General features: G+C 63.8%; 19 protein-coding genes and 1 tRNA gene. 10 read left to right on the forward strand and 10 right to left on the reverse strand.

The window, feature by feature from the left end; translation table 11 throughout:
• Window positions 1–845 (reverse strand): YbfB/YjiJ family MFS transporter (locus NE850_RS22980; RefSeq protein WP_310699429.1); only part of this gene is annotated, 845 nt, incomplete at its 3' end.
• A 114-nt stretch (window positions 846–959) separates the two neighbouring features.
• Between NE850_RS22980 and NE850_RS22985 the strand changes: the two genes are divergently transcribed.
• A complete protein-coding gene (locus tag NE850_RS22985) occupies window positions 960–1,877 on the forward strand; it encodes a LysR family transcriptional regulator (RefSeq protein ID WP_007181055.1) in 918 nt (305 codons plus the stop codon).
• Window positions 1,878–1,942: 65 nt separating this feature from the next.
• Here NE850_RS22985 and alaS read toward each other — a convergent pair whose 3' ends face one another.
• Window positions 1,943–4,567 (reverse strand): alanine--tRNA ligase, encoded by a 2,625-nt coding sequence (gene alaS / locus NE850_RS22990; protein ID WP_007181054.1) that lies wholly within the window; start codon window positions 4,565–4,567, stop codon window positions 1,943–1,945.
• Between the two features lie 295 nt (window positions 4,568–4,862).
• Between alaS and NE850_RS22995 the strand changes: the two genes are divergently transcribed.
• Window positions 4,863–6,083 (forward strand): CaiB/BaiF CoA-transferase family protein, encoded by a 1,221-nt coding sequence (locus NE850_RS22995; protein ID WP_007181053.1) that lies wholly within the window; start codon window positions 4,863–4,865, stop codon window positions 6,081–6,083.
• A 34-nt stretch (window positions 6,084–6,117) separates the two neighbouring features.
• Here the strand turns inward: NE850_RS22995 and NE850_RS23000 are convergent, their stop codons facing one another.
• Window positions 6,118–6,681 (reverse strand): alpha/beta hydrolase, encoded by a 564-nt coding sequence (locus tag NE850_RS23000; RefSeq protein ID WP_007181052.1) that lies wholly within the window; start codon window positions 6,679–6,681, stop codon window positions 6,118–6,120.
• 88 nt (window positions 6,682–6,769) lie between these two features.
• Window positions 6,770–8,524: a gamma-glutamyltransferase gene (gene ggt, locus NE850_RS23005; protein WP_007181051.1), complete on the reverse strand. Its 1,755-nt coding sequence runs from the start codon at window positions 8,522–8,524 to the stop codon at window positions 6,770–6,772.
• Window positions 8,525–8,888: 364 nt separating this feature from the next.
• Here ggt and NE850_RS23010 point away from each other — a divergent pair, with 364 nt between their 5' ends.
• On the forward strand, window positions 8,889–10,598 hold the full coding sequence (locus NE850_RS23010; RefSeq protein ID WP_007181049.1) for a glutamine--tRNA ligase/YqeY domain fusion protein: 1,710 nt from the start codon (window positions 8,889–8,891) through the stop codon (window positions 10,596–10,598).
• A gap of 139 nt (window positions 10,599–10,737) precedes the next feature.
• Window positions 10,738–11,751: a transporter substrate-binding domain-containing protein gene (locus tag NE850_RS23015; RefSeq protein WP_007181048.1), complete on the forward strand. Its 1,014-nt coding sequence runs from the start codon at window positions 10,738–10,740 to the stop codon at window positions 11,749–11,751.
• A 36-nt stretch (window positions 11,752–11,787) separates the two neighbouring features.
• Here NE850_RS23015 and NE850_RS23020 read toward each other — a convergent pair whose 3' ends face one another.
• Window positions 11,788–12,237 (reverse strand): NUDIX hydrolase, encoded by a 450-nt coding sequence (locus NE850_RS23020; RefSeq protein WP_310699430.1) that lies wholly within the window; start codon window positions 12,235–12,237, stop codon window positions 11,788–11,790.
• Window positions 12,238–12,343: 106 nt separating this feature from the next.
• Window positions 12,344–12,733 carry an RT0821/Lpp0805 family surface protein gene (locus NE850_RS23025; protein ID WP_007181046.1) on the reverse strand — a complete coding sequence of 130 codons (390 nt, stop codon included), beginning with the start codon at window positions 12,731–12,733 and terminating at the stop codon, window positions 12,344–12,346.
• 301 nt (window positions 12,734–13,034) lie between these two features.
• On the opposite strand from NE850_RS23025, the gene NE850_RS23030 reads away from it, so the two are divergent.
• The gene (locus NE850_RS23030) at window positions 13,035–13,274 is read left to right on the forward strand and encodes a hypothetical protein (RefSeq protein WP_007181045.1); all 240 of its coding nucleotides are present in this window, start codon (window positions 13,035–13,037) and stop codon (window positions 13,272–13,274) included.
• An 81-nt stretch (window positions 13,275–13,355) separates the two neighbouring features.
• Here NE850_RS23030 and NE850_RS23035 read toward each other — a convergent pair whose 3' ends face one another.
• Window positions 13,356–14,702 carry a cytochrome-c peroxidase gene (locus NE850_RS23035; protein ID WP_405044899.1) on the reverse strand — a complete coding sequence of 449 codons (1,347 nt, stop codon included), beginning with the start codon at window positions 14,700–14,702 and terminating at the stop codon, window positions 13,356–13,358.
• Between the two features lie 290 nt (window positions 14,703–14,992).
• Here NE850_RS23035 and NE850_RS23040 point away from each other — a divergent pair, with 290 nt between their 5' ends.
• Together NE850_RS23040 and NE850_RS23045 are read left to right on the forward strand one after the other, a co-directional pair.
• Complete coding sequence (locus tag NE850_RS23040; RefSeq protein WP_007181043.1) at window positions 14,993–16,570, forward strand: acid phosphatase; 1,578 nt, start codon at window positions 14,993–14,995, stop codon at window positions 16,568–16,570.
• A gap of 239 nt (window positions 16,571–16,809) precedes the next feature.
• Window positions 16,810–17,193: a DUF427 domain-containing protein gene (locus NE850_RS23045; RefSeq protein WP_165186707.1), complete on the forward strand. Its 384-nt coding sequence runs from the start codon at window positions 16,810–16,812 to the stop codon at window positions 17,191–17,193.
• 115 nt (window positions 17,194–17,308) lie between these two features.
• Here NE850_RS23045 and NE850_RS23050 read toward each other — a convergent pair.
• Both NE850_RS23050 and NE850_RS23055 read right to left on the reverse strand, forming a co-directional pair.
• Window positions 17,309–17,382 (reverse strand) — tRNA-Arg (locus tag NE850_RS23050).
• 294 nt (window positions 17,383–17,676) lie between these two features.
• Window positions 17,677–18,507 (reverse strand): undecaprenyl-diphosphate phosphatase, encoded by an 831-nt coding sequence (locus NE850_RS23055; protein WP_007181041.1) that lies wholly within the window; start codon window positions 18,505–18,507, stop codon window positions 17,677–17,679.
• Window positions 18,508–19,159: 652 nt separating this feature from the next.
• On the opposite strand from NE850_RS23055, the gene NE850_RS23060 reads away from it, so the two are divergent.
• From NE850_RS23060 to NE850_RS23070, 3 genes are all read left to right on the forward strand, one after another.
• Window positions 19,160–20,080 carry an aldose 1-epimerase gene (locus NE850_RS23060; protein ID WP_007181040.1) on the forward strand — a complete coding sequence of 307 codons (921 nt, stop codon included), beginning with the start codon at window positions 19,160–19,162 and terminating at the stop codon, window positions 20,078–20,080.
• Between the two features lie 230 nt (window positions 20,081–20,310).
• Entirely contained in the window at window positions 20,311–21,003 is a 693-nt protein-coding gene (locus NE850_RS23065) for a peptidoglycan DD-metalloendopeptidase family protein (protein ID WP_007181039.1), read from the forward strand.
• 209 nt (window positions 21,004–21,212) lie between these two features.
• On the forward strand, window positions 21,213–21,539 hold the full coding sequence (locus NE850_RS23070; RefSeq protein ID WP_310699432.1) for a hypothetical protein: 327 nt from the start codon (window positions 21,213–21,215) through the stop codon (window positions 21,537–21,539).
• A gap of 848 nt (window positions 21,540–22,387) precedes the next feature.
• Here the strand turns inward: NE850_RS23070 and NE850_RS23075 are convergent.
• On the reverse strand, window positions 22,388–23,116 hold the full coding sequence (locus NE850_RS23075) for a pentapeptide repeat-containing protein (protein ID WP_035517970.1): 729 nt from the start codon (window positions 23,114–23,116) through the stop codon (window positions 22,388–22,390).
• Window positions 23,117–23,201: the final 85 nt, after the last annotated feature.

The raw sequence follows: 23,201 nt of genomic DNA on the forward strand, positions 1-23,201 counted from the left end.
GTTGTGGCGGCGCTGGTCGTGGCGGGGGCGTGGGTCGTGCCGGCGCTGGTCGTGCCGGCGGCGGAGGTCGTGCCGACTCTGCTAGTGCCGGCACTGGTCGTGGCGGAGTGGGCTGTGACGGCGCGGGCCGTGGCGGCACTCTTGATGCCCGCTCCCTTGATGACAGCTGGCTTATCGGCGTCGTCCCTGGTGGCGGCCGGCGCGGTATTGGAGCCCGCCACGCGAGCACCCGACCCATTTCCGCGACCACTAAACACCGGCCAAACCGCAATCGACAGAACAGCGCCAACGAGCCCAAAACCGAGCCATCCCATCGCGGGCCCGTACCCATCCGCCACCGTGACCAGCAGGCCCGTTCCGACGATACCCGCGCCCGGCCCCGTATAGATCACCCCGCTCCACTCAGGCGCGCCGAGTTCGGCGAGCCGCCGCAAGCCCCACTGCGATGCGAAAACGAACGTCATCGCACTGACCGCCCCGGCGAGGAAGCGCACGGCGGCCCACACCCAGAACTGCCCCGTCACGCCCATTGCCAGCGTCAGCAGCACTGTCGCGGCGAGCCCCACGCGCACCATGCGCGCCGGTTCGATCCGCAGCGCCGCACAGGCGACCGCGCCGACGAAATAACCGGCGTAATTGAACGACGCGAGCCAGCCGCCATGCTGAATGTCGATCTGCGGCTGGCCGAATGCGCTGCCATGAAGCATCAGCGGCAGGAGCGGCGTGAACGCAAATCGGCCGATGCCGAGCGCGACCGCCAGCGTGACCATGCAGGCAAGCGCGGCGCGGCGGGCGGCGTGGCGTCCCGCAAGGCTGCCGTGGGCGAGGGAGGCTGATTGATTCATGAGCAGGCGACGATGGATTCAGTCAACGAGTGGGATGGCTGAATTCATGGTAACTTGACCTTTCAATCACGAAAAATGAATAATTCGGATACCATCCATCGCCAGGAGAGAATCATGGATCTGGCCGCCCTGACCATTTTTCGCGCGGTCGTGCGGGAAAACGGCGTGACGCGCGCTGCTGCCAAGCTCAATCGCGTGCAATCGAACGTCACCACGCGCATCAAGCAACTCGAAGAGCAACTGGGCACCGACCTGTTCATCCGCGACGGCCGCCGTCTCGTGCTGACGCCCGCCGGCGAGACGCTGCTGCCCTACGCCGAGCGCCTGCTCGCGCTCGCGGATGAAGCGCGTCATGCGGTACGCGAGGATCGCCCGAACGGGCGCCTGCGTTTGGGCACGATGGAAAGCGTCGCGGCAACGCGTCTTCCTGCGCTGCTCGCGCGCTATCACCAGCAGTGGCCCGCAGTCGCGCTGGAACTGGAGACCGGCACGACCGGCAAGCTGATCGAGCGGGTGCGCGAATTCGAAGTGGATGCCGCGTTGGTGGCGACGCCGTTGGACCCCGCAGCGCTCGGCGAATTATTCGAATGGGTGCCGGTGTTCACGGAGGAACTGGTAATGCTGACGCCTCGCGGGCACCGGCCGATTCACGACGTTCAGGACATTGCGCTGTCGACGCTGATCGCGTTCGAGCGCGGCTGCGCTTACCGGGCTTATATCGAGAAGTGGTATCTGGAGCACGGCGTGAGGCCGGCGCGAGTGCTGGAGCTGGGCTCCTATCATGCGATCGTGGCTTGCGTGGCCGCTGGCGCGGGCGTGGCGGTGGCGCCACGATCAGTGCTGGATCTGCAGGCCGACGCCAGCAATATCGCGGTGCATGAACTGCCCGATATCGGAATGGTCGAGACGCTGCTCGTCTGGCGGCGCGGGCATTTTTCGTCCGCACTGAATGCGCTCAAGCAGGCGATGGTGGCACCGGAAAATGCCGCGAATTTGCCCGAACTCGCCGCTGCGGCGGAAGGGTCTTCCTGATCTGAACTCAGGCCACGCGGCGCGCCCACACTGCCGGCGCCCCGCGTGGCCCGATCATGCCCGAATCAAAGCTGGCTTTCGACCCAGCCCTTGACGCCGGCCAGTGCCGCCGGCAGATTCGCCGGCTCGGTGCCGCCAGCCTGCGCCATATCCGGACGGCCACCGCCCTTGCCGCCGACTTGCTGCGCCACGAAGTTGACCAGTTCGCCCGCCTTGACCTTCTTGCTTGCGTCTGCCGTGACGCCGGCAATCAGGCTCACCTTGCCGCCTTCGACCGACGCCAGCACGATCGCCGCGCTCTTGAGCTTGTCCTTCAGCTTATCGACGGTTTCGCGCAGCGTCTTGACGTCCGCGCCTTCGAGCGTAGCCGCCAGCACGTGCACGCCGCCGACTTCGATCGCCTGACCAGCCAGTTCGTCGCCCTGGCTCGACGCCATTTTCGACTTCAGCGCGCTCAGTTCCTTTTCGAGCGACTTCACCTGGTCCTGCACCTGCACGATGCGCTGCGTCAGCTCCGACGGCTGCGCCTTCAACACAGCGGCAGCCGCGTTGATGCGCGCGTCGAGGTCCTGCACGAAGCGCACGGCGTTGTCGCCCGTAATCGCTTCCACGCGACGGATGCCCGCCGCCACGCCGCCTTCCATCACGATCTTGAAGAGGCCGATGTCGCCGGTGCGATGCACGTGCGTACCGCCGCACAATTCACGCGAGAAGCCCAGGTCGAGCACGCGGACTTCGTCGCCGTACTTCTCGCCGAACAACGCCATTGCGCCGCCCTTCACTGCCTCGTCGAACGACATGACGCGCACGATGCCCGGCGCGTTCGCCAGCACCTCGGCGTTGACGATTTCCTCGACACGGCGGATCTGCTCGTCTGTCAACGGCGCGTTGTGCGCAAAGTCGAAACGGGTCTTGTCCGCGTCCACGAGCGATCCCTTCTGCTGCACGTGCGTGCCGAGTACTTCGCGCAACGCCTTGTGCATCAGGTGCGTGGCCGAGTGGTTGCGAGCCGTGCGGGCGCGGCGCACCGCGTCGATTTCCGCTTTGACGACGTCGCCCACTTTCAGCGTGCCCTGTTCGAGCGTGCCGTGATGGCCGACCACGTCGGCCTGCACCTTCAGCGTATCGCTCACCGCGAAGCGCACGCTCGCGTTGGCCAGCACGCCCTGGTCGCCGACCTGGCCGCCCGACTCCGCATAGAACGGCGTGTGATCCAGCACGACGACGGCCTGCTGCCCCTGGCTTGCCTGCTGCACCGAAGCGCCCTCCACATACAACGCGATCACCTTCGCGTCGTCGAAAACGATTTCGTCGTAACCGTGGAACGTGGTCTTCTCGCCCGAGTATTCGAGCCCTTGCGCCATCTTGAACTTGCCTGCCGCGCGAGCCTGTTCGCGCTGACGCGTCATGGCCTCGTCGAAGGCGGCTTCGTCGACCGTCACTTCGCGCTCGCGGCACACGTCTGCCGTCAGGTCCAGCGGGAAGCCATACGTGTCGTGCAGCTTGAATGCGAGTTCGCCGTCGAGCGTCTTGCTGCTCCCGGCTTCGAGCTCGGCGAGCGCGCCTTCGAGAATCGACATGCCGTGTTCGATGGTTTCAAAGAAGCGCTCTTCTTCCTGACGCAGCACGTCGGTCACGCGTTGTTCGGCGTCCTTCAGTTCCGGATACGCGGCGCCCATTTGCGCGACGAGGTCGGCCACCATGCGGTGGAAGAACGAGCCCTTCTTGCCCAGCTTGTAGCCGTGACGGATTGCGCGGCGCACGATACGGCGCAGCACGTAGCCGCGGCCTTCGTTGCCCGGAATCACACCGTCGACGATCAGGAACGAGCACGCGCGAATGTGGTCGGCAATCACCTTCAGCGAGTTGTTGGTCAGATCGCTCACGCCGGTTTCACGCGCGGCCGCCTTGATGAGCGCCTGGAACAGGTCGATCTCATAGTTGCTGTGCACGTGCTGCAGCACCGCGGCGATACGCTCCAGACCCATGCCGGTGTCGACGCACTGCTTGGGCAGCGGCGTCATGTTGCCTTGCGCGTCGCGATTGAACTGCATGAACACGAGATTCCAGATCTCGATGTAGCGGTCGCCGTCTTCTTCAGGAGACCCCGGGGGGCCGCCCCACACGTCCGGGCCGTGGTCGTAAAAGATTTCCGAGCACGGGCCGCACGGGCCGGTGTCGGCCATCTGCCAGAAGTTGTCCGACGCGTAGCGCGCGCCCTTGTTGTCGCCGATGCGGATGATGCGCTCGACCGGCACGCCCACTTCTTTCGCCCAGATGTCGTGCGCTTCGTCGTCTTCGTGATAGACGGTGACCCAGAGCTTGTCTTTCGGCAACTGGTACACGCCCGTCAGCAGTTCCCACGCGTAGTGGATCGCGTCGCGCTTGAAGTAGTCGCCGAACGAAAAGTTGCCCAGCATTTCGAAGAACGTATGGTGACGCGCGGTGTAGCCGACGTTTTCCAGGTCGTTGTGCTTGCCGCCGGCGCGCACGCTGCGCTGCGCGGTCGTGGCGCGCGAATACGGACGCGACTCCGCGCCGAGGAACACATCTTTGAACTGCACCATTCCCGAATTGGTGAAGAGCAGTGTCGGGTCGTTGCCGGGCACAAGGCTCGACGAGCGAACGATCGTATGGCCCTTCGATTCGAAGAACTTGAGGAATTTCTCGCGGATTTCGGCGGCTTTCATAGCGTGCGGGGGACGGGTTTGCCAGTTCCCTGGCTGTTACCGGCGGCATCGTGAGATGCGCCAACTGTTTGTTTCTTAAACGACTGATTATACGGGATCGGCGCCCTCGCGCGGCAGCGCGCCCTGCATGGTTGGCCGTTCGGCCAGGTTTGGCCGGGCCGCGCCGTTGATTCCGCAGAGCGTTGTTTGTCCTATGTCGTTCGGCTGACTGCGCCCGCGTGCCGGAATCGCTTAAGATTGCCCCCATTCGCGGCGTCTTGCGCGCCGCCTGGCTACCTAGGAGACATCTACGAACATGGGCGCTCTCAGTCATATCCGCGTGCTGGATCTCACACGCGTGCTCGCCGGCCCCTGGTGCGCGCAGACCCTCGCCGATTTCGGCGCCGACGTGATCAAGATAGAGCGCCCGGAAGTCGGCGACGACACCCGCCACTGGGGACCGCCGTACCTCAAGACGCCGGACGGCGCGGATACGCACGAGGCCGCGTACTACCTCGCGGCGAACCGCAACAAACGCTCGGTCACCGTGGACATCGCGTCGCCCGAAGGCCAGCGGATCATCCGCGAACTGGCCGCGCAGAGCGACGTGGTGCTGGAGAACTACAAGGTCGGCCAGTTGAAGAAGTACGGCCTCGACTACGCGTCGCTCAAGGAAGTGAAGCCCGACCTCATCTACTGCTCGGTAACCGGCTTCGGGCAGACCGGGCCGTATGCCCAACGCGCCGGGTACGACTTCATCGTGCAAGGCATTGGCGGCTTCATGAGCATTACCGGCGAGCGCGACGGCCAGCCGGGCGGCGGCCCGCAGAAGGCCGGCGTGGCGATCGCCGACCTCATGACCGGCATGTATTCGACCATCGCCGTGCTCACCGCCCTCACGCACCGCGACCGCACGGGCGAAGGCCAATACATCGACATGGCGCTGCTCGATGTGCAGGTGGCGATGCTGGCCAACATGAACTCGAACTACCTGGCGAGCGGTCAGCCTCCGGTGCGCTGGGGCAATGCGCATCCCAACATCGTGCCGTACCAGACTTTCCAGACGAGCGACGGCTGGATCATCGTCGCGGTCGGCAACGACGGGCAGTTCCGCAAATTCGTCGAAGCGGGCGGCCGTCCGGAACTGGCAATCGACGAACGGTTCGCCACCAACCCGGCGCGCGTGCGGAATCGTGACATCCTCGTGCCGATTCTCGCGGACATGGTCCGCCTGCAGGGCAAGCAGCAATGGATCGCCGCGCTCGAAGCGGCAGGCGTGCCGTGCGGGCCGATCAACGATCTCGGCGAGGTGTTCGAGAACGAGCAGGTGGTGGCGCGCGGGTTGCAGGTCGATCTGCCGCATCCGTCGGGCGCCACCGTCAAGCTGGTGCGCAATCCGATCAGGATGAGCGGCACGCCGCCCGAAGCGCTGGCGCATCCGCCCACGCTCGGAGAACACACTGCGAGTATCTTGCGCGACGTGCTCGGATACGACGAAGCGAAGATCGCGGCGTTGCGCGCGCAGTCGGTGATCTGAGCGGGCCGGCGGCGCAGTTCAGGCCTTCGGGCCTTCAGGCCGCCGCGCCGAACGACGCCAGCCACTTGCGCCCTTCGTCCCAATCGCCAAGGCCGCTGTCCGCATTGATATGGCCGCACGCGCCGATATCGATCCAGCGGCTGCCCCACGCATTCGCGCAGGTCCGTGAAAACGGCACGCCGCCGTAGGGGTCGTCGCTGCTGGCCACGACAATGGTCGGAAACGGCAGGCGCACGAGAGGCACAGGCGCGAAACCGCGCGCGTCCTGCGGGAAGTGGGCCCCGGCGGGATCGGGCGGAGCGACTAGCAAAGCGCCCGCCACCTTCGCAAGCTGCGCGGCGCTCGCGTACTGCGACGCCCAGAAGGCCACCGTCAGGCAGCCGAGACTATGCGCGGCGAACACCACGGGCGCAGCGGCGGCGGCTACGGCTTCATCGAGCGTGCGGCACCAGGCGTCGCGTTCGGGGTGATCCCAGTCCGGCATCTGCACGCGTTCGAATGACGGATTCAGCGCTTCCCAGCGCGTCTGCCAGTGGCCGGCGCCCGAATTCTGGTAGCCCGGCAACACCAGCGTTCTCAATCGTTCCTGTACGCTCATCGCGTTCCCCGTCGTTGGTCGTTGTTCGCAGTTTATTGTTTTCGACCGCGGTTTTGGCCTGCGGTTTTGGCCCACCCCGCCGGCCCCTTCAATGCATCACGCGCGCCACGCCCACGCCGCGAGGGTCCGCCGCCGGTTCGGGCGTCGTGCCCTCGATGCGGATCATCTGCACGTCACCGTTGAACGACTGCCCCTCGAGCGTGTAGCCCTTCGCTTGCAACTGCTCGGCCAGTTCCCCCGTGATCGGACGATACGGCTCGAAATAGATCGTCTTCTGCGGCAACAACTGATGGTGAAAGCGCATTGCGGCGAGCGCGTCGGCGGGCGGCATATTGAAGTCGTACAGGTCGGTCATCACCTGGAAAATCGACGTCAGAATGCGCGAGCCGCCTGGCGTGCCGATCACGAGCGACACCTTGTCGTCCTTCAGCAGAATGGTCGGCGTCATCGACGACAGCGGGCGGCGGCCGGGCGCCACCGTGTTGACTTCGGCGCTGCCCGCACCCGACGGGCTCGCACCGGCCGGTTTGGTGACGAAGTCGTCCATCGCATCGTTCAACAGGAAGCCGCCGCCATCCACCACCACGCCTGAACCAAAGTCGCCATTTAACGTGTACGTGTTCGACACGGCATTACCCCACTTGTCGACCACCGAAAAATGGGTGGTTTGCGCCTTCTCCGGCGCGGCGCCGCCGAGGCCAGGCTTCACCGGCGCCGCGCCCGGCACTTCGTCGGGTTTGACTTCGTCGGCGCGTTGCGCGAGGTAGGCGTCGTCGATCAGTTTGTCGACCGGCACCTTGAACGAATCAGGATCGCCCAGGTATTGCTGCCGGTCGGCGAACACACGGTCCTCGATCTGGGCGATCAGATGGATATACGGCGCGGAATTCAGGTCGAGTCCGTCGAACGCCGGCTTCAGATCGGCTTTCATCTTCAGCATCTGGATCAGCCCGACACCGCCCGAACTCGGCGGCGGCGCAGTGACGACCCGATAGCCGTTCCACTCGGCGGTGAGCGGCTGACGCCACACCGCCTTGTATTGAATCAGATCCTGCTTCGTGACGAGGCCGTGGCCGTACATCTGCTGGGCGATCAGATCCGCGGTGCGGCCCTCGTAGAATTCGCGCCCGCCGTCGCTCGCAATACGCGACAGCGTCTGTGCGAGTTCCGGCTGGCGGTACGTCACGCCCGCCTTCAGACCGGAAAAGTAGGCGTCGAAATTGGTCTTGCCGGCGAAGCTTTTCGTCGCCGCGTCGCGGCGCTGCTGCAACCACGGCTCGACCTGGAAGCCGTCGGTCGCATAGCGGATCGCGGGCGCCAGCACCTGCTTCCACTTCAGCTTGCCGAAACGCTGCTGCGCCTGCCACATGCCCTCCACCGTTCCCGGCACGGCTACGGCGCGATGGCCGACGGCGCTCATGCCCGGCAGCAGATTGCCCTTGTCGTCGAGGTACATGTCGCGAGTCGCCTGTTGCGGCGCGCGCTCGCGATAGTCGAGGAAGTAGGGTTTGCCGTCCATGAACACGGTCATGAAGCCGCCGCCGCCGAGGTTGCCCGCGTCCGGACAGGTCACGGCCAGCGTGAAGGCGATTGCGACCGCCGCATCGACTGCGTTGCCGCCAGCCGCGAAGATCTGCTGCGCCGTGTCCGCGCTGTAGCGGTCCGGCACGGCCACCGCCGACGCGTCGAATACAGCCTTGGGCGGCGGCGTTTTCGCGAGCGCGGCCGTGGGCGCGAGCGCGCCGCCGGTGAACGCGGCAAGCATTGCCGACACCGTCAGGATCCGGGCGAAACAAAGCGAGGCGAAAGGCGCGCGAAGCGCGCCATGTGTCGGGACAGACATCCGAGAAACTCCGGCAACTGAGGGCGCCATGTTGCACGAACCGCAGGAATTCGCGCAAGGCGACAAAGGAATGTACGGCCTGAGTACGGGAGGCACACGACCCGGTGCGGCGCCAGAAAGCCTAACGCAGGCATAGCGCGCGCGAGCAGACGAGGCCGCGCCGCTCGCATCGTATGTCGGCCGCGAACGCAGCAACAAACCGTTTTACCTCCTGTTACAGCGCCGGCCCGGCCGCGGAATTTGCCTCAAAACCGCTCAAACGTTGGCGGCATGCCGCACTCGCCTGCCGCAACGGGGCTCGTCAGGTAGAATTGTCGGATAAGAGGGCGCATTGCGCGCCCCCGACAGACTTTCACCTTCTCGCATGAATACCGAACGCAACGACGCGCCAGCGGCATCCAATTTCATCCGCAACATCATTGACGAAGACAACCGCACCGGCAAGTGGGGCCAGCGCGTCGAAACGCGCTTTCCGCCCGAGCCGAACGGCTATCTGCATATCGGTCACGCCAAGAGCATCTGCCTGAACTTCGGCGTGGCGCGCAGCTACGGCGGCGTGTGCCATCTGCGTTTTGACGACACCAACCCGGAAAAGGAAAGCGTCGAATACGTCGACTCGATCATCGACGCCGTGCGCTGGCTCGGCTTCGAGTGGGAAAAAGACGGCAAGGAGCAGCTCTACTTCGCGAGCGACTACTACGACAAGCTGTACGAATTCGCCGAACTGCTGATCCAGCGCGGCAAGGCGTACGTGGACAGCCAGTCGGCCGAGGAAATGCGCGCGACCCGCGGTTCGGCCACGGAGGTCGGCACGCCCTCGCCGTTTCGCGAACGTTCGGTGCAGGAGAACCTCGACCTGTTCCGCCGCATGAAAGCCGGCGAGTTCAAGGAAGGCGAGCACGTGCTGCGCGCGAAGATCGACATGTCGTCGCCGAACTTCAACATGCGCGATCCGGTCATCTACCGGATCCGCTTCGCGCATCACTACCGTACCGGCGACAAGTGGTGCGTGTACCCCATGTACGACTACACGCACTGCATCTCGGACGCGCTGGAAAACATCACGCATTCGCTGTGCACGCTCGAGTTCGAAGATCATCGTCCGCTGTACGACTGGATCCTGAACGAGCTCGCCGAAGCCGGCATTTTCACGCGCCCGCTGCCGCAACAGATCGAATTCTCGCGCCTGAACCTGACCTACGCGATCACCAGCAAGCGCAAGCTGTTGCAACTCGTGACCGAGGGCCATGTGGACGGCTGGGACGATCCGCGCATGCCGACCATCGTCGGCGTGCGCCGGCGCGGCTTCACGCCGGAAGCGATCCAGTTGTTCTGCGAGCGTATCGGCATCACCAAGGTCGATTCGTGGATCGACATGAGCGTGTTCGAAGGCGCACTGCGCGACGATCTCGATGAGAAAGCGCCGCGTACCGCCGCCGTCCTCGATCCGGTCAAGCTGATCATCGACAACTTCCCGGAAGGCGTAACCGAGCCGTGCAACGCGCCGGTCCACCCGCATCATCCGGAAATGGGCGTGCGGGAGTTTCCGATTTCGCGCGAACTGTGGATCGAACGCGACGATTACAACGAAACGCCGCCGAAGGGCTACTTCCGCCTGTTCCCGGGCAACAAGGTGCGCCTGCGTTACGGCTACGTGATCGAATGCATCGGCGCCGACAAGGACGAGAACGGCAACATCGTCGCGGTTCACTGCAACTACTTCCCGGACAGCAAATCGGGCACCGAAGGCGCGAACAACTACAAGGTGAAGGGCAACATCCACTGGGTCAGCGCGGCAGCCGCGTGCCCGGCCGAAGTGCGTATCTACGACCGTCTGTTCAAGGAGCCGCAACCGGACGCCGGCGGCCGCGATTTCCTCGAAGCGCTGAATCCCGATTCGAAGCGCGTGGTCAACGCCTACCTGGAACCGGGCGCGCGCGAGGCGCTGCCGGAGCAACGCTATCAGTTCGAGCGCCACGGCTACTTCGTTGCCGATCGCGTCGATTCGAAGCCGGGCAAGCCCGTATTCAATCGCATCGTCAGCCTGCGCGATAGTTGGGGCAAGCCGGCGTAAGCCGGAGCGCGAGCTTGCGTAGCGCAGTTGACGTTGAATACGGCGTGCGTCCTGTCAGAAAGATGCACGCCGTTTTGTTGCATCATGTTCCATCGACAGTGACGGCGCAGTGTTTGCGAGCGCCAGTCCCGGAGGTCCGATGAAAGTTGCAGCCCGCCACAGGGCAAGTATCGAGCACACCACGCCGACCTCAGCGCAGCCCGCAGCAGGGCACGCAACGGGCAGTACCGCGCGTGCCACGCGCGGCAGCGCCTGTGGTGCGCGTGGCGCACTCATGGCGCTGGCCGCGTTCGGCGCGCTGTCGCTGGCCTGCTCCGCGCACGCGGACGAACTCACCGGCACGCTGAAGAAAATTCACGACGACGGCGTAGTCGTACTCGGCGTGCGTGAAGCGTCGATTCCGTTTTCCTACTTCGACGGCCAGGGCACGGTCGGATACTCGCAGACCATCGCGCTGCAAATCGTCGACGAGATCAAGAAAACGCTCGGCATGCCGCAACTGAAGGTGCACGAGATCACGGTCACCTCGTCGAACCGTACGCCGATGCTGCTCAACAACCAGATCGATCTGGAATGCGGCTCGACCACGCACACGGTGGAACGCGAAAGTGTGGCCGCGTTCTCCAACAGTTTCTTCCAGTACGCCGTGCGCATGATCGCGCGCAAAAGCAGCGGCATTACGGATTTTCAGGATCTGGCCGGCAAAACGGTCGTGACGACGGCGGGCACCTCGGATGAACGTCTGCTGCGCCGTCTGAACACCGACAAGCACCTGAACATGCGCATCACCAGTGCGCGGGATCACCTCGAAGCCTTTGGCGCAGTCAAGGACGACCGGGCGGTAGCCTTCGTGATGGACGAGCCGATCGTGTACGGCTTCAAATCGACCGATTCGCGCCCCGACGACTTCGTGGTGACCGGCACGCCGCTTGGCTATGAAGTCTATGCGTGCATGTTCCGCAAGGGCGACGAGCCATTTCGCAACCTCGTGAACGGCGTGATCGCGCGCGGCCAGACTTCCGGTGAAGCGGAGCGTCTGTACAGGCAATGGTTCACGCAGCCCATTCCGCCGCACGGCATCAATCTGAATTTTCCGCTCTCGGAACAGAATCGCGCCCTCTTCGCCCATCCCAACGACCGCGCACTCGACTGAGCCGCCAGGCGGCCTATGCAGTCGCCGGCTTTCCCGTTATAGCGACCGGTGCAATTCCGCGAGCGACAGCGTGGTCTGAAAGAGCTGCGTGAGACTGCGGCTCGCATACCTGTCGACTTCGTCCGGCGCAGTCCAGCGGTAGGCATCCATTTCCGGAATCAGCGTGCCGTCGGAGCGGCGTGGAAAGAGCGACGTGCAGGTGCACACGCTCAGGTCGAGTTCGTCGGCGGTGGCACGCGCGCCGAACAGATGCAGATCCTTGTCGCGCCGGTAGACGAACAGGCCAAGATCTTTGAGGCGCGCGGGCTCGATGGCGATACCGGTCTCCTCGACCATCTCGCGCAGCGCCGTGACATGCGGCGCCTCGCCTGCTTCGCCGTGCCCTTTCGGAATGTCCCAGTGCGATGTCTCGGTGGCGTGCGCGAGCAGCACGCGGCCGTCCGGGTCAAGCAACACGATGCCGCATGAGATCACCCGCGCGTTCATTGCGACACCGCTTCAAGCGAACGCGAACCCAAGCTCAAACGCACGCGCAAGGCTTCGAACCGCTGCGGCAGAAAGCGGACACGCGCCGCATTGACCGCCTGCATGCTCAATGCTTTTTCTGCAATTGCCAGGTGCCGCTACCCTGCTTGCAGAATTGCGGGCGCAGGTTCATGGATTGTCCCTTGGCACTCAGCACGACGCCGACGTCACGGCAGGTGCGTTCGCCGTCTTTGGCCGTGCTCGCGACCGTGATCGCCGCGTCGATCTTCACGCTATTGCCGGTGCCTTCGTTGACCCAGTTCGTGGTTTCCCCGTCCTGCTTGCCGTTCAGTGCGGAGACGACCGCCTTTTTCACCGAGTCGATGTCGCGCTGTTTCATGTAGCTAAGCGGCGTGTCGTTCAGAAAGCCGAGGTTCGCTGCCTGCGCGCCGATCGCGCCGGCCAGCAACAGACTACCGGCGCTCAGGTGACACAGGGCACGGGTTCTCATCGACATGAAGGGTTCTCCTCGAAAGTGTTCGGACGGTCTCGAGCGCACTCATGGCGTCTCGTGATCTGGACCCCAAAAGCATAGCATGTCGCCCCCAGAGCGACAGTGAGAAACGGCTGAGCTGTGAGCCAGGGCAAGCCCCCGTGAACCGGGCATGCGTACCGCACCGCTCGCCGAATCATGCGCTGGCGCCGATGGGCGACCAAACCCCATTTTAGGACGTCTCCCATTCCGGGCAGCAGAAAGCTTTCTTAAGATGGCCTGTCGCGCTTCCGCAGCGATCGAAACACGCTCAAGACCTCTCGCCATGCACATCCTGCCCGCCCTGGAACTTTTCGCTGCCGCGCTGGCGCTGCTTTGTGTCGCGCTCGTGCCGGTGGCTATCCGTCGCGATCCAGGGCTCGCGCGGCCCATCGTGCGAATGGACGCGTTGCCTCGCGCTCGCTGGCCCAATCTGCTGATGCGCGGCGGCATTGCTTGCCTGCTATTGTCCTTCGCCTGGCTGCTCGTCGGCTGCTATTACTTGCTGGCGAGTGCAGGAGATTGAGCGTGGCTTGAGCGGCGGACCATGCCGGCGCCGTAGCCGTCGCCTCACCTTCGGCCACGCCTTGATTCGCTTCGTTCCGCTTCATTTCGCGGCTAGTGAATTGGCCGATCCGCCACCCGCCTTGTATCCGTCCGTCAGCGTGTTCAAAAACGCGACCACGTCCTTGATTTCAGCTTCGTCGAACACCGGCTTGTCGCCCGGCTTGCGGTCGAACGGCGGGTCGGTATTCAGATTGGCCCAGTACTTCTGCGGCAGATCGTCGAACTTCTGCACCTTGCCTTTCGACACCGAATAGAACTTCTCAGGGTTCGTGTCGCGCGCCGCATAGAAGCGCACCACCTGATCGAGCGAATGATAGATGCCGTTGTGGAAGAAGCTCTTTTTCAACGCCACATTGCGCAGCGTCGGTGTGCGGAAAATGCCGCAAAACTCGGCACGGCCCTTCAGATCGGTTCGCTCCGGCCCGCACGCGCCGAGGTCGTAGAAATGCGGATCGCGATTCACGGGCAGCGCGCGATTGCGCGGCACGCCGATCGCAATCAGACCAAAGTCGCTGAACTGCGGTGGCGCACCGTCCCTGGTGCGCTGGCTGATGTGGCAGCTCGCGCAATTGCCTTTCTGTTCGTCGTTGAAGAGCTGCAGGCCGCGAAGCTCGGCTTGCGTCAACTGTGCGTTGCCCGCGAGATACGCGTCGTACTTGCTGGTGTACGGATAGAAGATCTCGGGCGTCTGCTCGAAGGTTTCGAGCGCTTGCAGCACAGCCTTGAAGGTGGCATCGTCGCTATCGAAAACGTGTTCGCCGAAAGCCGTGCGGAAAGCGTCGGCGTACGGCGCGGCCTTGACCGCCGCGGCGACCTTGGCCGGCGTACTGCCCATCTCGAACGACGACAGCAGCGGAATACGCGCCTGGTCAGCGCCGCGGTCGACCCGGCCGTCCCAGGTCAGCCCGCCGGTCGGTCCCGCGTCCACGCTTTCATCGCCTTCGTCATCCGACTCGTGATAGTGCTCGGCGAACGCCGGCACCGATTGCAGATACTTCAGCGTCGGCGCGGCGCGCATGCCCGTGCGGTGCATATCGCTACCGCCCAGTTGCACCGATAACGCGTTGGCTGGCGAAAACGCATGGTCCGGACTATGGCAGGACGCACAAGCGAGCTTGCCCGAGCCGGAGAGCGACGCATCAAAAAACAGCTGCTTGCCGAGCGCTGTCATCTGCCGTACGGATTCGTAGACCTGCGCGCGTGTCTGTCCCGCTTGATGGGCAGCGGCCGGCACCGCCGCTACCGGCACGGACGCATGCGATGCGCCAGCGCCCGTGCTCGCCGCTTCACTCGCGACGGCCGCCGTATCCGGCGCGCCCGCATCACACGCGGCAAGGCTCATGGTCATGGCCGTCAGCGCGAACGCCGCCGCGAGCCGCACGCGCATCGACGTGCGCCCGGCACAACGCCGCACCTCGACTCCAGCGATTATTTTTCGAATTCCCGACAGACCTGGCCGCATAGGAAAGATGTGAGTTTGCGATAGTGAAGTCGGCGAGCGTATTTCATTAGCATGTCTTTAAAATGACATGTAGCCAACGGAATCTTCATATCAGAAGCAATTCGTAATTAATTACATCTTTCTGTCAAATTGCCTGGCCAAACTTTCTCTGGCGGCCGTCCGTGTAAGGAATACACGCGGCCCGTCCCCAACGCGAGAGAGAGAAACCACATCAAATGAACAAGAAACTGATCTGCGCGACGCCTATCGCAATCGCAGCAGCGCTTAGCCTTTATGCCTGCGGCGGCAGTGAAGTCACGCAGCCGGACATCACCTCGATCAAGACGGTCGTGGTGATTTACGCGGAAAACCGCAGCTTCGACAACCTGTACGGCAATTTCCCGGGCGCGAACGGTTTGCAGAACGTGACGACGGCGAGCGCCACGCAGGTCGACCGCAACGGCACGCCGCTCGCGACGCTGCCGCAGGTGTGGAACGGCCTCACGCAAACCGGCGTGACGCCGGTGGTCACCCAGGCGATGACGGCGAATCTGCCGAACAGCCCGTTCGCGATCGACGACCCGAAGGGCTTCAATACGCCGATCACGGCCACCACACGCGACCTGTATCACCGTTTCTACGAGAACCAGATGCAGATCAACGGCGGCAAGAACGACAAGTTCGCCGCGTGGGCGGATTCGGGCGGTCTCGTGATGGGTCACTACACGCTCGATGCCGACAAGCTGCCGCTGTGGAAGATCGCGCAGCAGTACACGCTCGCCGACAACTTCTTCATGGGCGCGTTCGGCGGCTCGTTCCTGAACCACCAGTGGCTCGTGTGCGCGTGCACGCCGACCTATCCGAACGCAGACAAGAGCCCGGCGGCCGGTTCGATCTCGTCGGTGGAAAGCGACGGCGTCACGCTGAAGGTCGCGGGCAACTCGCCGGCTTCGGCGCTGAGCGGCCCGCCGAAATACGTGAATTCGGGCAACCTCACGCCTGACTTCTACGCGATCAACACGATGCAGCCGCCGTATCAGCCGAGCGGCAACAAGGCGGCAACGGGCGGCGACGCGAATCTCGCCGATCCGACCCAGGCCACCACCCTGCCCGCGCAGACGCAGCAGCATATCGGCGATCTGCTGAACAATGCGAAGGTGTCGTGGGCGTGGTACGGCGGCGCGTGGGGCGCGGCGGTGTCGGCGGCGCAGAACGGCACGTCGAATGTGATCTACGGTGCGAATCTGACGGCGCCGAACTTCCAGCCGCATCATCAGCCGCTCAATTACTTCGCCGATCTTGCGCCTGGCACCGCGAACCGCACGCAGCATCTGCTCGACGGCGGCCTGGCCGGCTCCGAGTTCATCAAGGCGATCGACACCGGCACGCTGCCGCAAGTGTCGTTCTACAAGCCGCAGGGCAACCTGAACGAACACCCGGGCTATACCGACGTGGCTTCGGGCGATCAGCACATTGCCGACGTGATTTCGCATCTGCAGAAGAGTCCGCAGTGGAACAACATGCTGGTCGTCGTGACCTACGACGAGAACGGCGGCTTCTGGGATCACGTGGCGCCGCCGAAGGCCGACCGCTGGGGTCCGGGTACGCGCATCCCGGCGCTGATCATCTCGCCGTACGCGAAGAAGGGCTACGTCGACCACACGCAGTACGACACCACCTCGATCCTGCGCTTCATCACGCACCGCTTCTCGCTGCCGACGCTGCCGGGTATCGCGGCGCGCGACGCAGCGCTCGTGAGCAACGGCAGCAAGCCGATGGGCGATCTCACAGGCGCGTTGGACATCCGGCCGTAAGGCAACGCGCGGTCGGTATCGGGCGGTCGGCGTTGAGCGTCAAGCAACAACACGCCGCCTGAGGGGAAGACTTTGACGGGCAGCTTCGGCTGCCCTTTTTTATGCCTGCCGCGCGGCGTCCGACGCATTTTCACGAGCGGCGTATGCTTCGACCCAAGACGCGATCGTCTCGTCGACGGCGGCTCAATACTGTCCGCCAGACATTGCAGGCTTGTTCACCCATTCAGGAGTTCGACAGCATGGCTGAAAAAACCATCAAGGTGCCCGGTCCCGATCATCCGATCACGGTCGAACCGGCCAAAGCGCGCGTGGTCGTGACAGTCGCCGGCAAGGTGATCGCCGACACGCAGAAGGCGCTGGTGCTGCGCGAAGCGTCGTATCCGGCGGTGTATTACATTCCGCGCAACGACGTGGAGATGACGCTGCTGGAGCGCACCGATCACGCGACCTATTGCCCGTACAAGGGTGATTGCGCGTACTACAGCATTCCGCTCGGCGGCGAGCGGACGCTGAACGCGGTGTGGACTTATGAGTCGCCGTACGCGGCGGTGAAGGAGATCGCGCAACATCTCGCGTTCTATCCGGACCGCGTCGATTCGATCGATGTGAAACCGGCAGCCTGACAGCAGTTGCCTGGCGAGGGGCGCGCGGTGTGCGGCTCCCGCTGAGGAGTGCCGGCGCGAGCCGCAGCAGGCCACGCGGCGTTGCGTGGCCTTGCTCACTCGCAAACATGAAAAGTACGGCAGGAGGGACTCGAACCCCCCACCCTCGGCTTAGAAGGCCGATGCTCTATCCAGCTGAGCTACTGCCGTAATGACGTGAGGCGATGCAACAACGCACAGCATGCATCGCCCGCAATGAGAACCCGCTTCCGGGCATTGGACCCCGTGCATCAGCAAGCCACAAGGTTCGCGGAATACCGAAATTCTAACTGACCGGGCCGGAGACGGGAAATCCACACTCGCGCCGGGCAGACTACGCGAACCGGCGCGAACGCCGCCGCAAGTCATGGTCCTCAAACAGACGGGCCCGGCAGGTTGAGCCGGGCCCGGATTATAACCGATCGCTCCCTGCCCGCCAGCACGCAACGGACATGGCGAACGCCATCAGACCGGTTGCGGATGCAGCAGGAACCAGCCGAGGAACACGATCCCCGCAATCACGCAGTACACGCCGAACGAAGCCAGACGTCCGCGGCCTTCGAAATAGCGCATCAGGAAACGCACGCTGAGATACGCGGCGATCGCGGTCAGCACGCCGCCGAGCAACGCGTCCGCGAGTTGGCCCGGTGCATGGAACAGCTTCGGCAGTTCGAGCACACCGGCTGCGAAGATGATCGGCGTGCCGAGCAGGAACGAGAACTCCGCCGCCTTCTCCGCCGTCAGGCCGGCCGCATTGCCGGCGATCATCGTCAGACCGCTGCGCGAGAAGCCCGGAATCAACGCGCCGATCTGCGCGAGACCAACGAAAAACGCCTGACGGAAAGTCAGCTTCTCCGGCGCCTGATGCGCACGCGTACGTTGCAGGCGGTCACCGAACCACAGCAGTACACCGTTGACGATCAACGCGATCGCGACGATCCGCAAATCGTGAAAAATCCTCTCGAGCCGCTTTTCCAGCAGCAGTCCGACGAGACCCGCCGGAATCGTGCCGATGATCAGCGCCCACATCATGTGCGCGTCGTCGTTACGGCGCCCGCCGAACGACGCGAAGAAACCGCGCACCAGCGCGCACCAGCGCTTGCGGAAGTACCACAGCAGCGCGAACGCCGTGCCGAGATGCAGTGCGACGAGGAACGGCAGCAATTGCGGCGCGTGTTTGTCGATATGCATACCGAACAATGCGGGCACGAGCAGCGTATGGCCGAGGCTGCTCACCGGAAACAGTTCGGTGACGCCTTGCAGCACGCTCAGGAAAATGAGAAACGACAGGTTCACGCGGCAGATCCTTGTAAGGAGAATGTCGGGGACTTGCGCGCCGGACAAGGAATCTGCGGGCGCGTCAAAAGCGCACCGATTATGCCTGGCTGCAATGCCAGCGCCAAGCGTTTGCGCCGCGATAGGGGAAATATTGTGCGCCGCGTCACAACTCGAAACCGTTGTTACGCGGCGGAAAAAGAATAGGCGCCGTGAGTGGCTGCCTTATGTGGTCTGCAGAACGATTTGCCTGATGGGACGCTCAGCAGGCGGGTCGCCTGCCGGGCGCTTCTTGATGAGCGCACCGCGCAATATGGCGACTGCGGATCAGCGTTCGAGCTGGTAAAAAAAGTAGACCGTGCTTGCTGCGAACATGCCGAATAAAGCCACACCCATTGCCATTGCGAGATCCATACAGCCTCCTGAGCCGGTCTCGCCCGGTCGTCGAAGAAACCGGGCAGTCAGACGAATTATCAGAAGGATGGCCTTCCGGCGACACCCGCAATTTCCCCAGAAGGGTTTCCCCGTAGCGGAAAGCAGCGCAAAATCGTTCTTCTCGCGGCTCGACGCGCGGCGATTTCCGACGTTCAACAGCGCTCGCAGCGCCGCGATTGCACCGCCGGCGGGTCACCGTCCGCCCGCCTTCAACCTCTTACTGATCAGCCCATCGACCATGCCCCTCTCCCCGCAACAGGACATTCTCGAGATCGACCAGGACGCCTCCGTGCTCCGTTTCGCGCCGCAAGCCGGTGGCCGTCTGATGTCGTGGACGATCGACGGCGAAGCGGTCATCCATTGGCCGGAGCACGCCGACTGGAGCCAGCCCGCGCGGATTCGCGGCGGCAATCCGCTGCTGTTCCCGTTTCTCGGCCGGCACAGGGTGGACGGCAAGATCGGCTACTGGCGCGACGCCAAAGGCGCCGTGCGCGAACTGCCGATGCACGGCTTTGCCCGCGACCTGCCGTTCGAAGCCCACGCCGACGTGCACGGCGCCGGCCTGCGCATGACCCTGACCGACAGCAAGGCGACCCGCCACGGCTATCCGTTCGGCTTCCGGTTCGAGGCCGCTTACTGTCTCGCGGATGCGCGCACGCTCGACGTCACCTTCACCACCACCAATACCGGCGACGCACGCCTGCCCTCGCGCCTGCCCTATTACGCCGGGCATCATTTCTACTTCACGCTGCCGCACACGCAGCGCGCCGCGACCTCGCTGGAGTTGCCGCGCACCGAGCGGCGCTATCAGCAGGACGACGGGTCGATCAGCGCCGCCGAACCCGGCGAAGCGCGCTATACGCTCGACGAGGCGCGCATTCACGATCGCTTCCACTGCCTCGCAGGCACGCCGGATCAACCCGTGCGGCTCATCGCGCCGGGTCTTGACCGGATCGTCACGATCGACCTGCAGCGGCCCGACTCGATACCCTGGTACGCCGTGACGACGTGGACCGAAGCCGCGGAATCGGACTTCTACTGTGTCGAACCCTGGCTCGGCCTGCCGGACGCGATTCACAACGGCATGGGTTTGCGCTGGCTCGAACCGGGACAAACCGAGGTCGCGGCGCTGCGCATCACCGTCGACAAACTGGGTTGATCGCGGGAATCCACACGTAGACTCGGCGCCGGATTTGAAGCGGGTTTTTGGGATCAGGTTCGCAGCGGGTTTCATCGCATTTCGTCGCATTTCGTCGCACATCGCCCCGCGCGAGCCTGCCGCGCTGCCCGCTTTTCGTCTGCTGCAACGCAAAACCGTTAGAATCGGACGCTTTGTATCCATCTGCCGCGTGATCGGGATCGGCGCGCGGCAGCGCTTTGCGAGGTCCAATGCTCAGCAGAAGAAAAATGATGAAACGGCTCGCCTGCGCGTCGTTGGTGGCACTGCTCGCCGCGTGCGGGTCAGCACCGGTGGGGCCGGGCTTTTATCGGGTGGAACGGGGCGATACGCTGTCGAAGATCGCGCGCAGTAACCGGCAATCGGTGCAAAGCATCGTGCGCTGGAACAATCTGACCAATCCGGACAGCATCGAGGTCGGCCAGGTTCTGCGCGTCGCGCCGCCGGGCGGCGCTGTGCGCAGCAGCGGCAACGGCAGCGCTTCGCCGGCACCGCGCCCGGCGCCCGCGGACAGCGCGCCGCCCGCGGCGCCGGCTTCGACGATCTCGCTGGTATGGCCGGCCGACGGCACCGTCATCCGGCGTTTCGACGGCAGCAATTCGAAGGGCATCGATATCTCGGCCGCAGCGGGCACGCCCGTGGTCGCGGCGGCGCCCGGTACGGTGGTCTACGCGGGCAATGGCTTGCGCGGCTACGGCAATCTGCTGATCCTCAAACACAACGCCGAGTATCTGACTGCCTATGCGCACAACCGCGTGTTGCTGGTCAAGGAAGGCCAATCGGTCACGCGCGGCGAGAAAATCGCCGAGATGGGCGACACGGATACCGACCGCGTGATGCTGCACTTCGAACTGCGTTATCAGGGCCGTTCGATCGATCCGTCGCGGGCGCTGCCGCCTCGCTAAAGGTTGTCATCGAAGCGTGGACTGGCGGGCGGCTCGCCAGTCCCGATCGGGCTTGCGCCGTCCCTGTGCGCCCATGAAGCGCGCGTCGTCCCGTGTCTGGCACGCGCCGTGCAAGGCGGCCTTGGGAACCCGGCGTGCTATAAAACGCCCAATCAGGACATGACGTGGCCTCAGTCCACGCCCCTCTCCGTCATTTGTAAGGAACCTCTATGAAGAGCGTATGTGCGTCCGCCGCGGCGGCTGCGGCGATCGGTCTCGGCCTGCTGACGCTCGGCAGCCTTGGCGCCTGCTCCAGCACCACCACCATGACCTACCTGCCGAGCGGCGACACCGGCTTCGCAATCAACTGTAGCGGCAGCGACGCAAGTTCGAGTTGGGCTGAGTGTTACAAACGCGCGGGCGAAGTCTGCGGCAACTACGGCTACGACGTCGTTTCGAAAGATGTCGACAACGGCGCGACTTCGGGCGGCACGGTCGGTGGGATCTTCGGCGCCAACGTGAAGAACCGGTCGATGGTGGTTCGCTGCAAGCAATAAAAAAAACGCAGCGCGGCGCGCAGGCGCGACCGCGCGGCCTAACGGCGGCGCCAGCGTCCCGAGCGCGGGTCGATGCGCGCGGCGAAGGCGAGCAGCACGCCGAGCGCGATCGGCCAGATGCCAAGGAAGATAAATAACCCTGTCATGCTCGGATAAGGAAGAGTAAGTTTTCATGATCCGCCGCACGTGTGAATCCGCAGTGACTCGGGCGTGAATCCGGCGAAAAAAAGCCCGGCACGGGGCCGGGCTAACGGGGGTTCGGCGCATATCGGCAAAGGACCGGTTCACCATGCGCCAGAACGAAATCTAACAACCCGCTTTTACAAGCGCAATATATTAATTTCGCATGCAATGTGATGCGGCGTACGGATTCCGCGCTACGTGAACGGGAGAAGTCGGAAATAAACAGGCTCGATGCGCCCGGCGTTTCAACTGGAACGCCAGTAATGCGGCAACTCTCAATCGATGAATTGCCCGGCGCGCCGCATAGCGCCTGCATCTGGCCGAAAAACGCCGGCAAAAGCCTGAGGAAAGGCCGCTGACCGATTTCGACTAACCCGTCCAGCATGTTTCGGACGCTTTGCGTCTTGCGTAGCTTTAGTGCGCCAACGCACTCTTTCCGGCAATTGACGGTAATCGACAGATATTGGCCAGATCGAATAAATCAGCCGACTTCTTCACAAAAAAATTCGCGAATAGCGAAAATAATAAAAATCCAGAATCCACCGACAGATTGCGCGCCGGTAAATCGACTGGCATTAATCGCTCGACCAGTCGAATCATAATCACGGGCAGCAAATCGTTCAAGCTGGCCGAATGGCTAAAAAGCGGCAGCTCGGAACGCGCGTCTACATGACGCGCAAACCCAATTCGGTAACGAGCACGGCCGCCTGGGCATGCGAGATCGTCGCGCCCTTGAAGAGCGCTGCATCGACGAGCCGCACGCCGCTCAGGTCGGCTTCGCGCAGATCCGCGCCGTCGAAGCGCGCGCCCTTCAGATGCGCGTCCTTCAGGCTGCCGCCGTCGAAGATCGCCTCGCGGAAATCGACCCCGGCGAGGTCGGCGTCGGAGAAATCCAGCTGATGCAGGGTGGCTTTGCGAAACGACAGGCCGCGCAAATGTGCGCCGACCAGCAGGGTTTCGACGAAGCTCAAACCCAGCGCCGCACATGCTTCGAAATTGGCGCCGGTCAGCTTGCAACCGTGAAACGACGCCGAGGCAAGCTTGGCACGCCGCCAACTGGTGTTGTTCAGGTCACTTGACTGAAACTGCGCGTCGACCAGATCGGCCGACGCGAAATCCGCCTCGCGGCCACGACAGCGTACCCAGTGGGTATGCGAGAGGTTCGCGCCGAAAAACGAAGTCTCGACGATCGTGCAGCGATGAAACCCGGCGCCGCGCAGATCGAGCCGCGACAGATCCACGCCCTCGAAATCACAGTCGGTGAAACGGAGCGGCGCCTGATTGCCGGCGCCGCTCGCCGCGATGAGTTGCTCCACCTCGGCGCGCGTGAGCGTGGCGTCGGCCACGATCGGAGCTTGGGCACCCGCAGCCGGCGCCGTTGAATCGAAAGACATGAAGGTTAGAATCAGTTCCGGGAACCCCATAGCCTACCGGAACGGGCGCCGCGCTGGCGGCCCGCGCTGATGGTTTATAGTAACG

Source organism: Paraburkholderia sp. USG1, assembly GCF_031570135.1.
Classification (GTDB): Bacteria; Pseudomonadota; Gammaproteobacteria; order Burkholderiales; family Burkholderiaceae; genus Paraburkholderia; species Paraburkholderia dioscoreae.

Coding starts and splice junctions, on each gene's coding strand:
- NE850_RS22985 (WP_007181055.1), top strand. CDS start 960: ATGGATCTGGCCGCCCTGACCATTTTTCGCGCGGTCGTGCGGGAAAAC.
- alaS (WP_007181054.1), bottom strand. CDS start 4,567: ATGAAAGCCGCCGAAATCCGCGAGAAATTCCTCAAGTTCTTCGAATCG.
- NE850_RS22995 (WP_007181053.1), top strand. CDS start 4,863: ATGGGCGCTCTCAGTCATATCCGCGTGCTGGATCTCACACGCGTGCTC.
- NE850_RS23000 (WP_007181052.1), bottom strand. CDS start 6,681: ATGAGCGTACAGGAACGATTGAGAACGCTGGTGTTGCCGGGCTACCAG.
- ggt (WP_007181051.1), bottom strand. CDS start 8,524: ATGTCTGTCCCGACACATGGCGCGCTTCGCGCGCCTTTCGCCTCGCTT.
- NE850_RS23010 (WP_007181049.1), top strand. CDS start 8,889: ATGAATACCGAACGCAACGACGCGCCAGCGGCATCCAATTTCATCCGC.
- NE850_RS23015 (WP_007181048.1), top strand. CDS start 10,738: ATGAAAGTTGCAGCCCGCCACAGGGCAAGTATCGAGCACACCACGCCG.
- NE850_RS23020 (WP_310699430.1), bottom strand. CDS start 12,237: ATGAACGCGCGGGTGATCTCATGCGGCATCGTGTTGCTTGACCCGGAC.
- NE850_RS23025 (WP_007181046.1), bottom strand. CDS start 12,733: ATGTCGATGAGAACCCGTGCCCTGTGTCACCTGAGCGCCGGTAGTCTG.
- NE850_RS23030 (WP_007181045.1), top strand. CDS start 13,035: ATGCACATCCTGCCCGCCCTGGAACTTTTCGCTGCCGCGCTGGCGCTG.
- NE850_RS23035 (WP_405044899.1), bottom strand. CDS start 14,702: ATGCGCGTGCGGCTCGCGGCGGCGTTCGCGCTGACGGCCATGACCATG.
- NE850_RS23040 (WP_007181043.1), top strand. CDS start 14,993: ATGAACAAGAAACTGATCTGCGCGACGCCTATCGCAATCGCAGCAGCG.
- NE850_RS23045 (WP_165186707.1), top strand. CDS start 16,810: ATGGCTGAAAAAACCATCAAGGTGCCCGGTCCCGATCATCCGATCACG.
- NE850_RS23060 (WP_007181040.1), top strand. CDS start 19,160: ATGCCCCTCTCCCCGCAACAGGACATTCTCGAGATCGACCAGGACGCC.
- NE850_RS23065 (WP_007181039.1), top strand. CDS start 20,311: ATGCTCAGCAGAAGAAAAATGATGAAACGGCTCGCCTGCGCGTCGTTG.
- NE850_RS23070 (WP_310699432.1), top strand. CDS start 21,213: ATGAAGAGCGTATGTGCGTCCGCCGCGGCGGCTGCGGCGATCGGTCTC.
- NE850_RS23075 (WP_035517970.1), bottom strand. CDS start 23,116: ATGTCTTTCGATTCAACGGCGCCGGCTGCGGGTGCCCAAGCTCCGATC.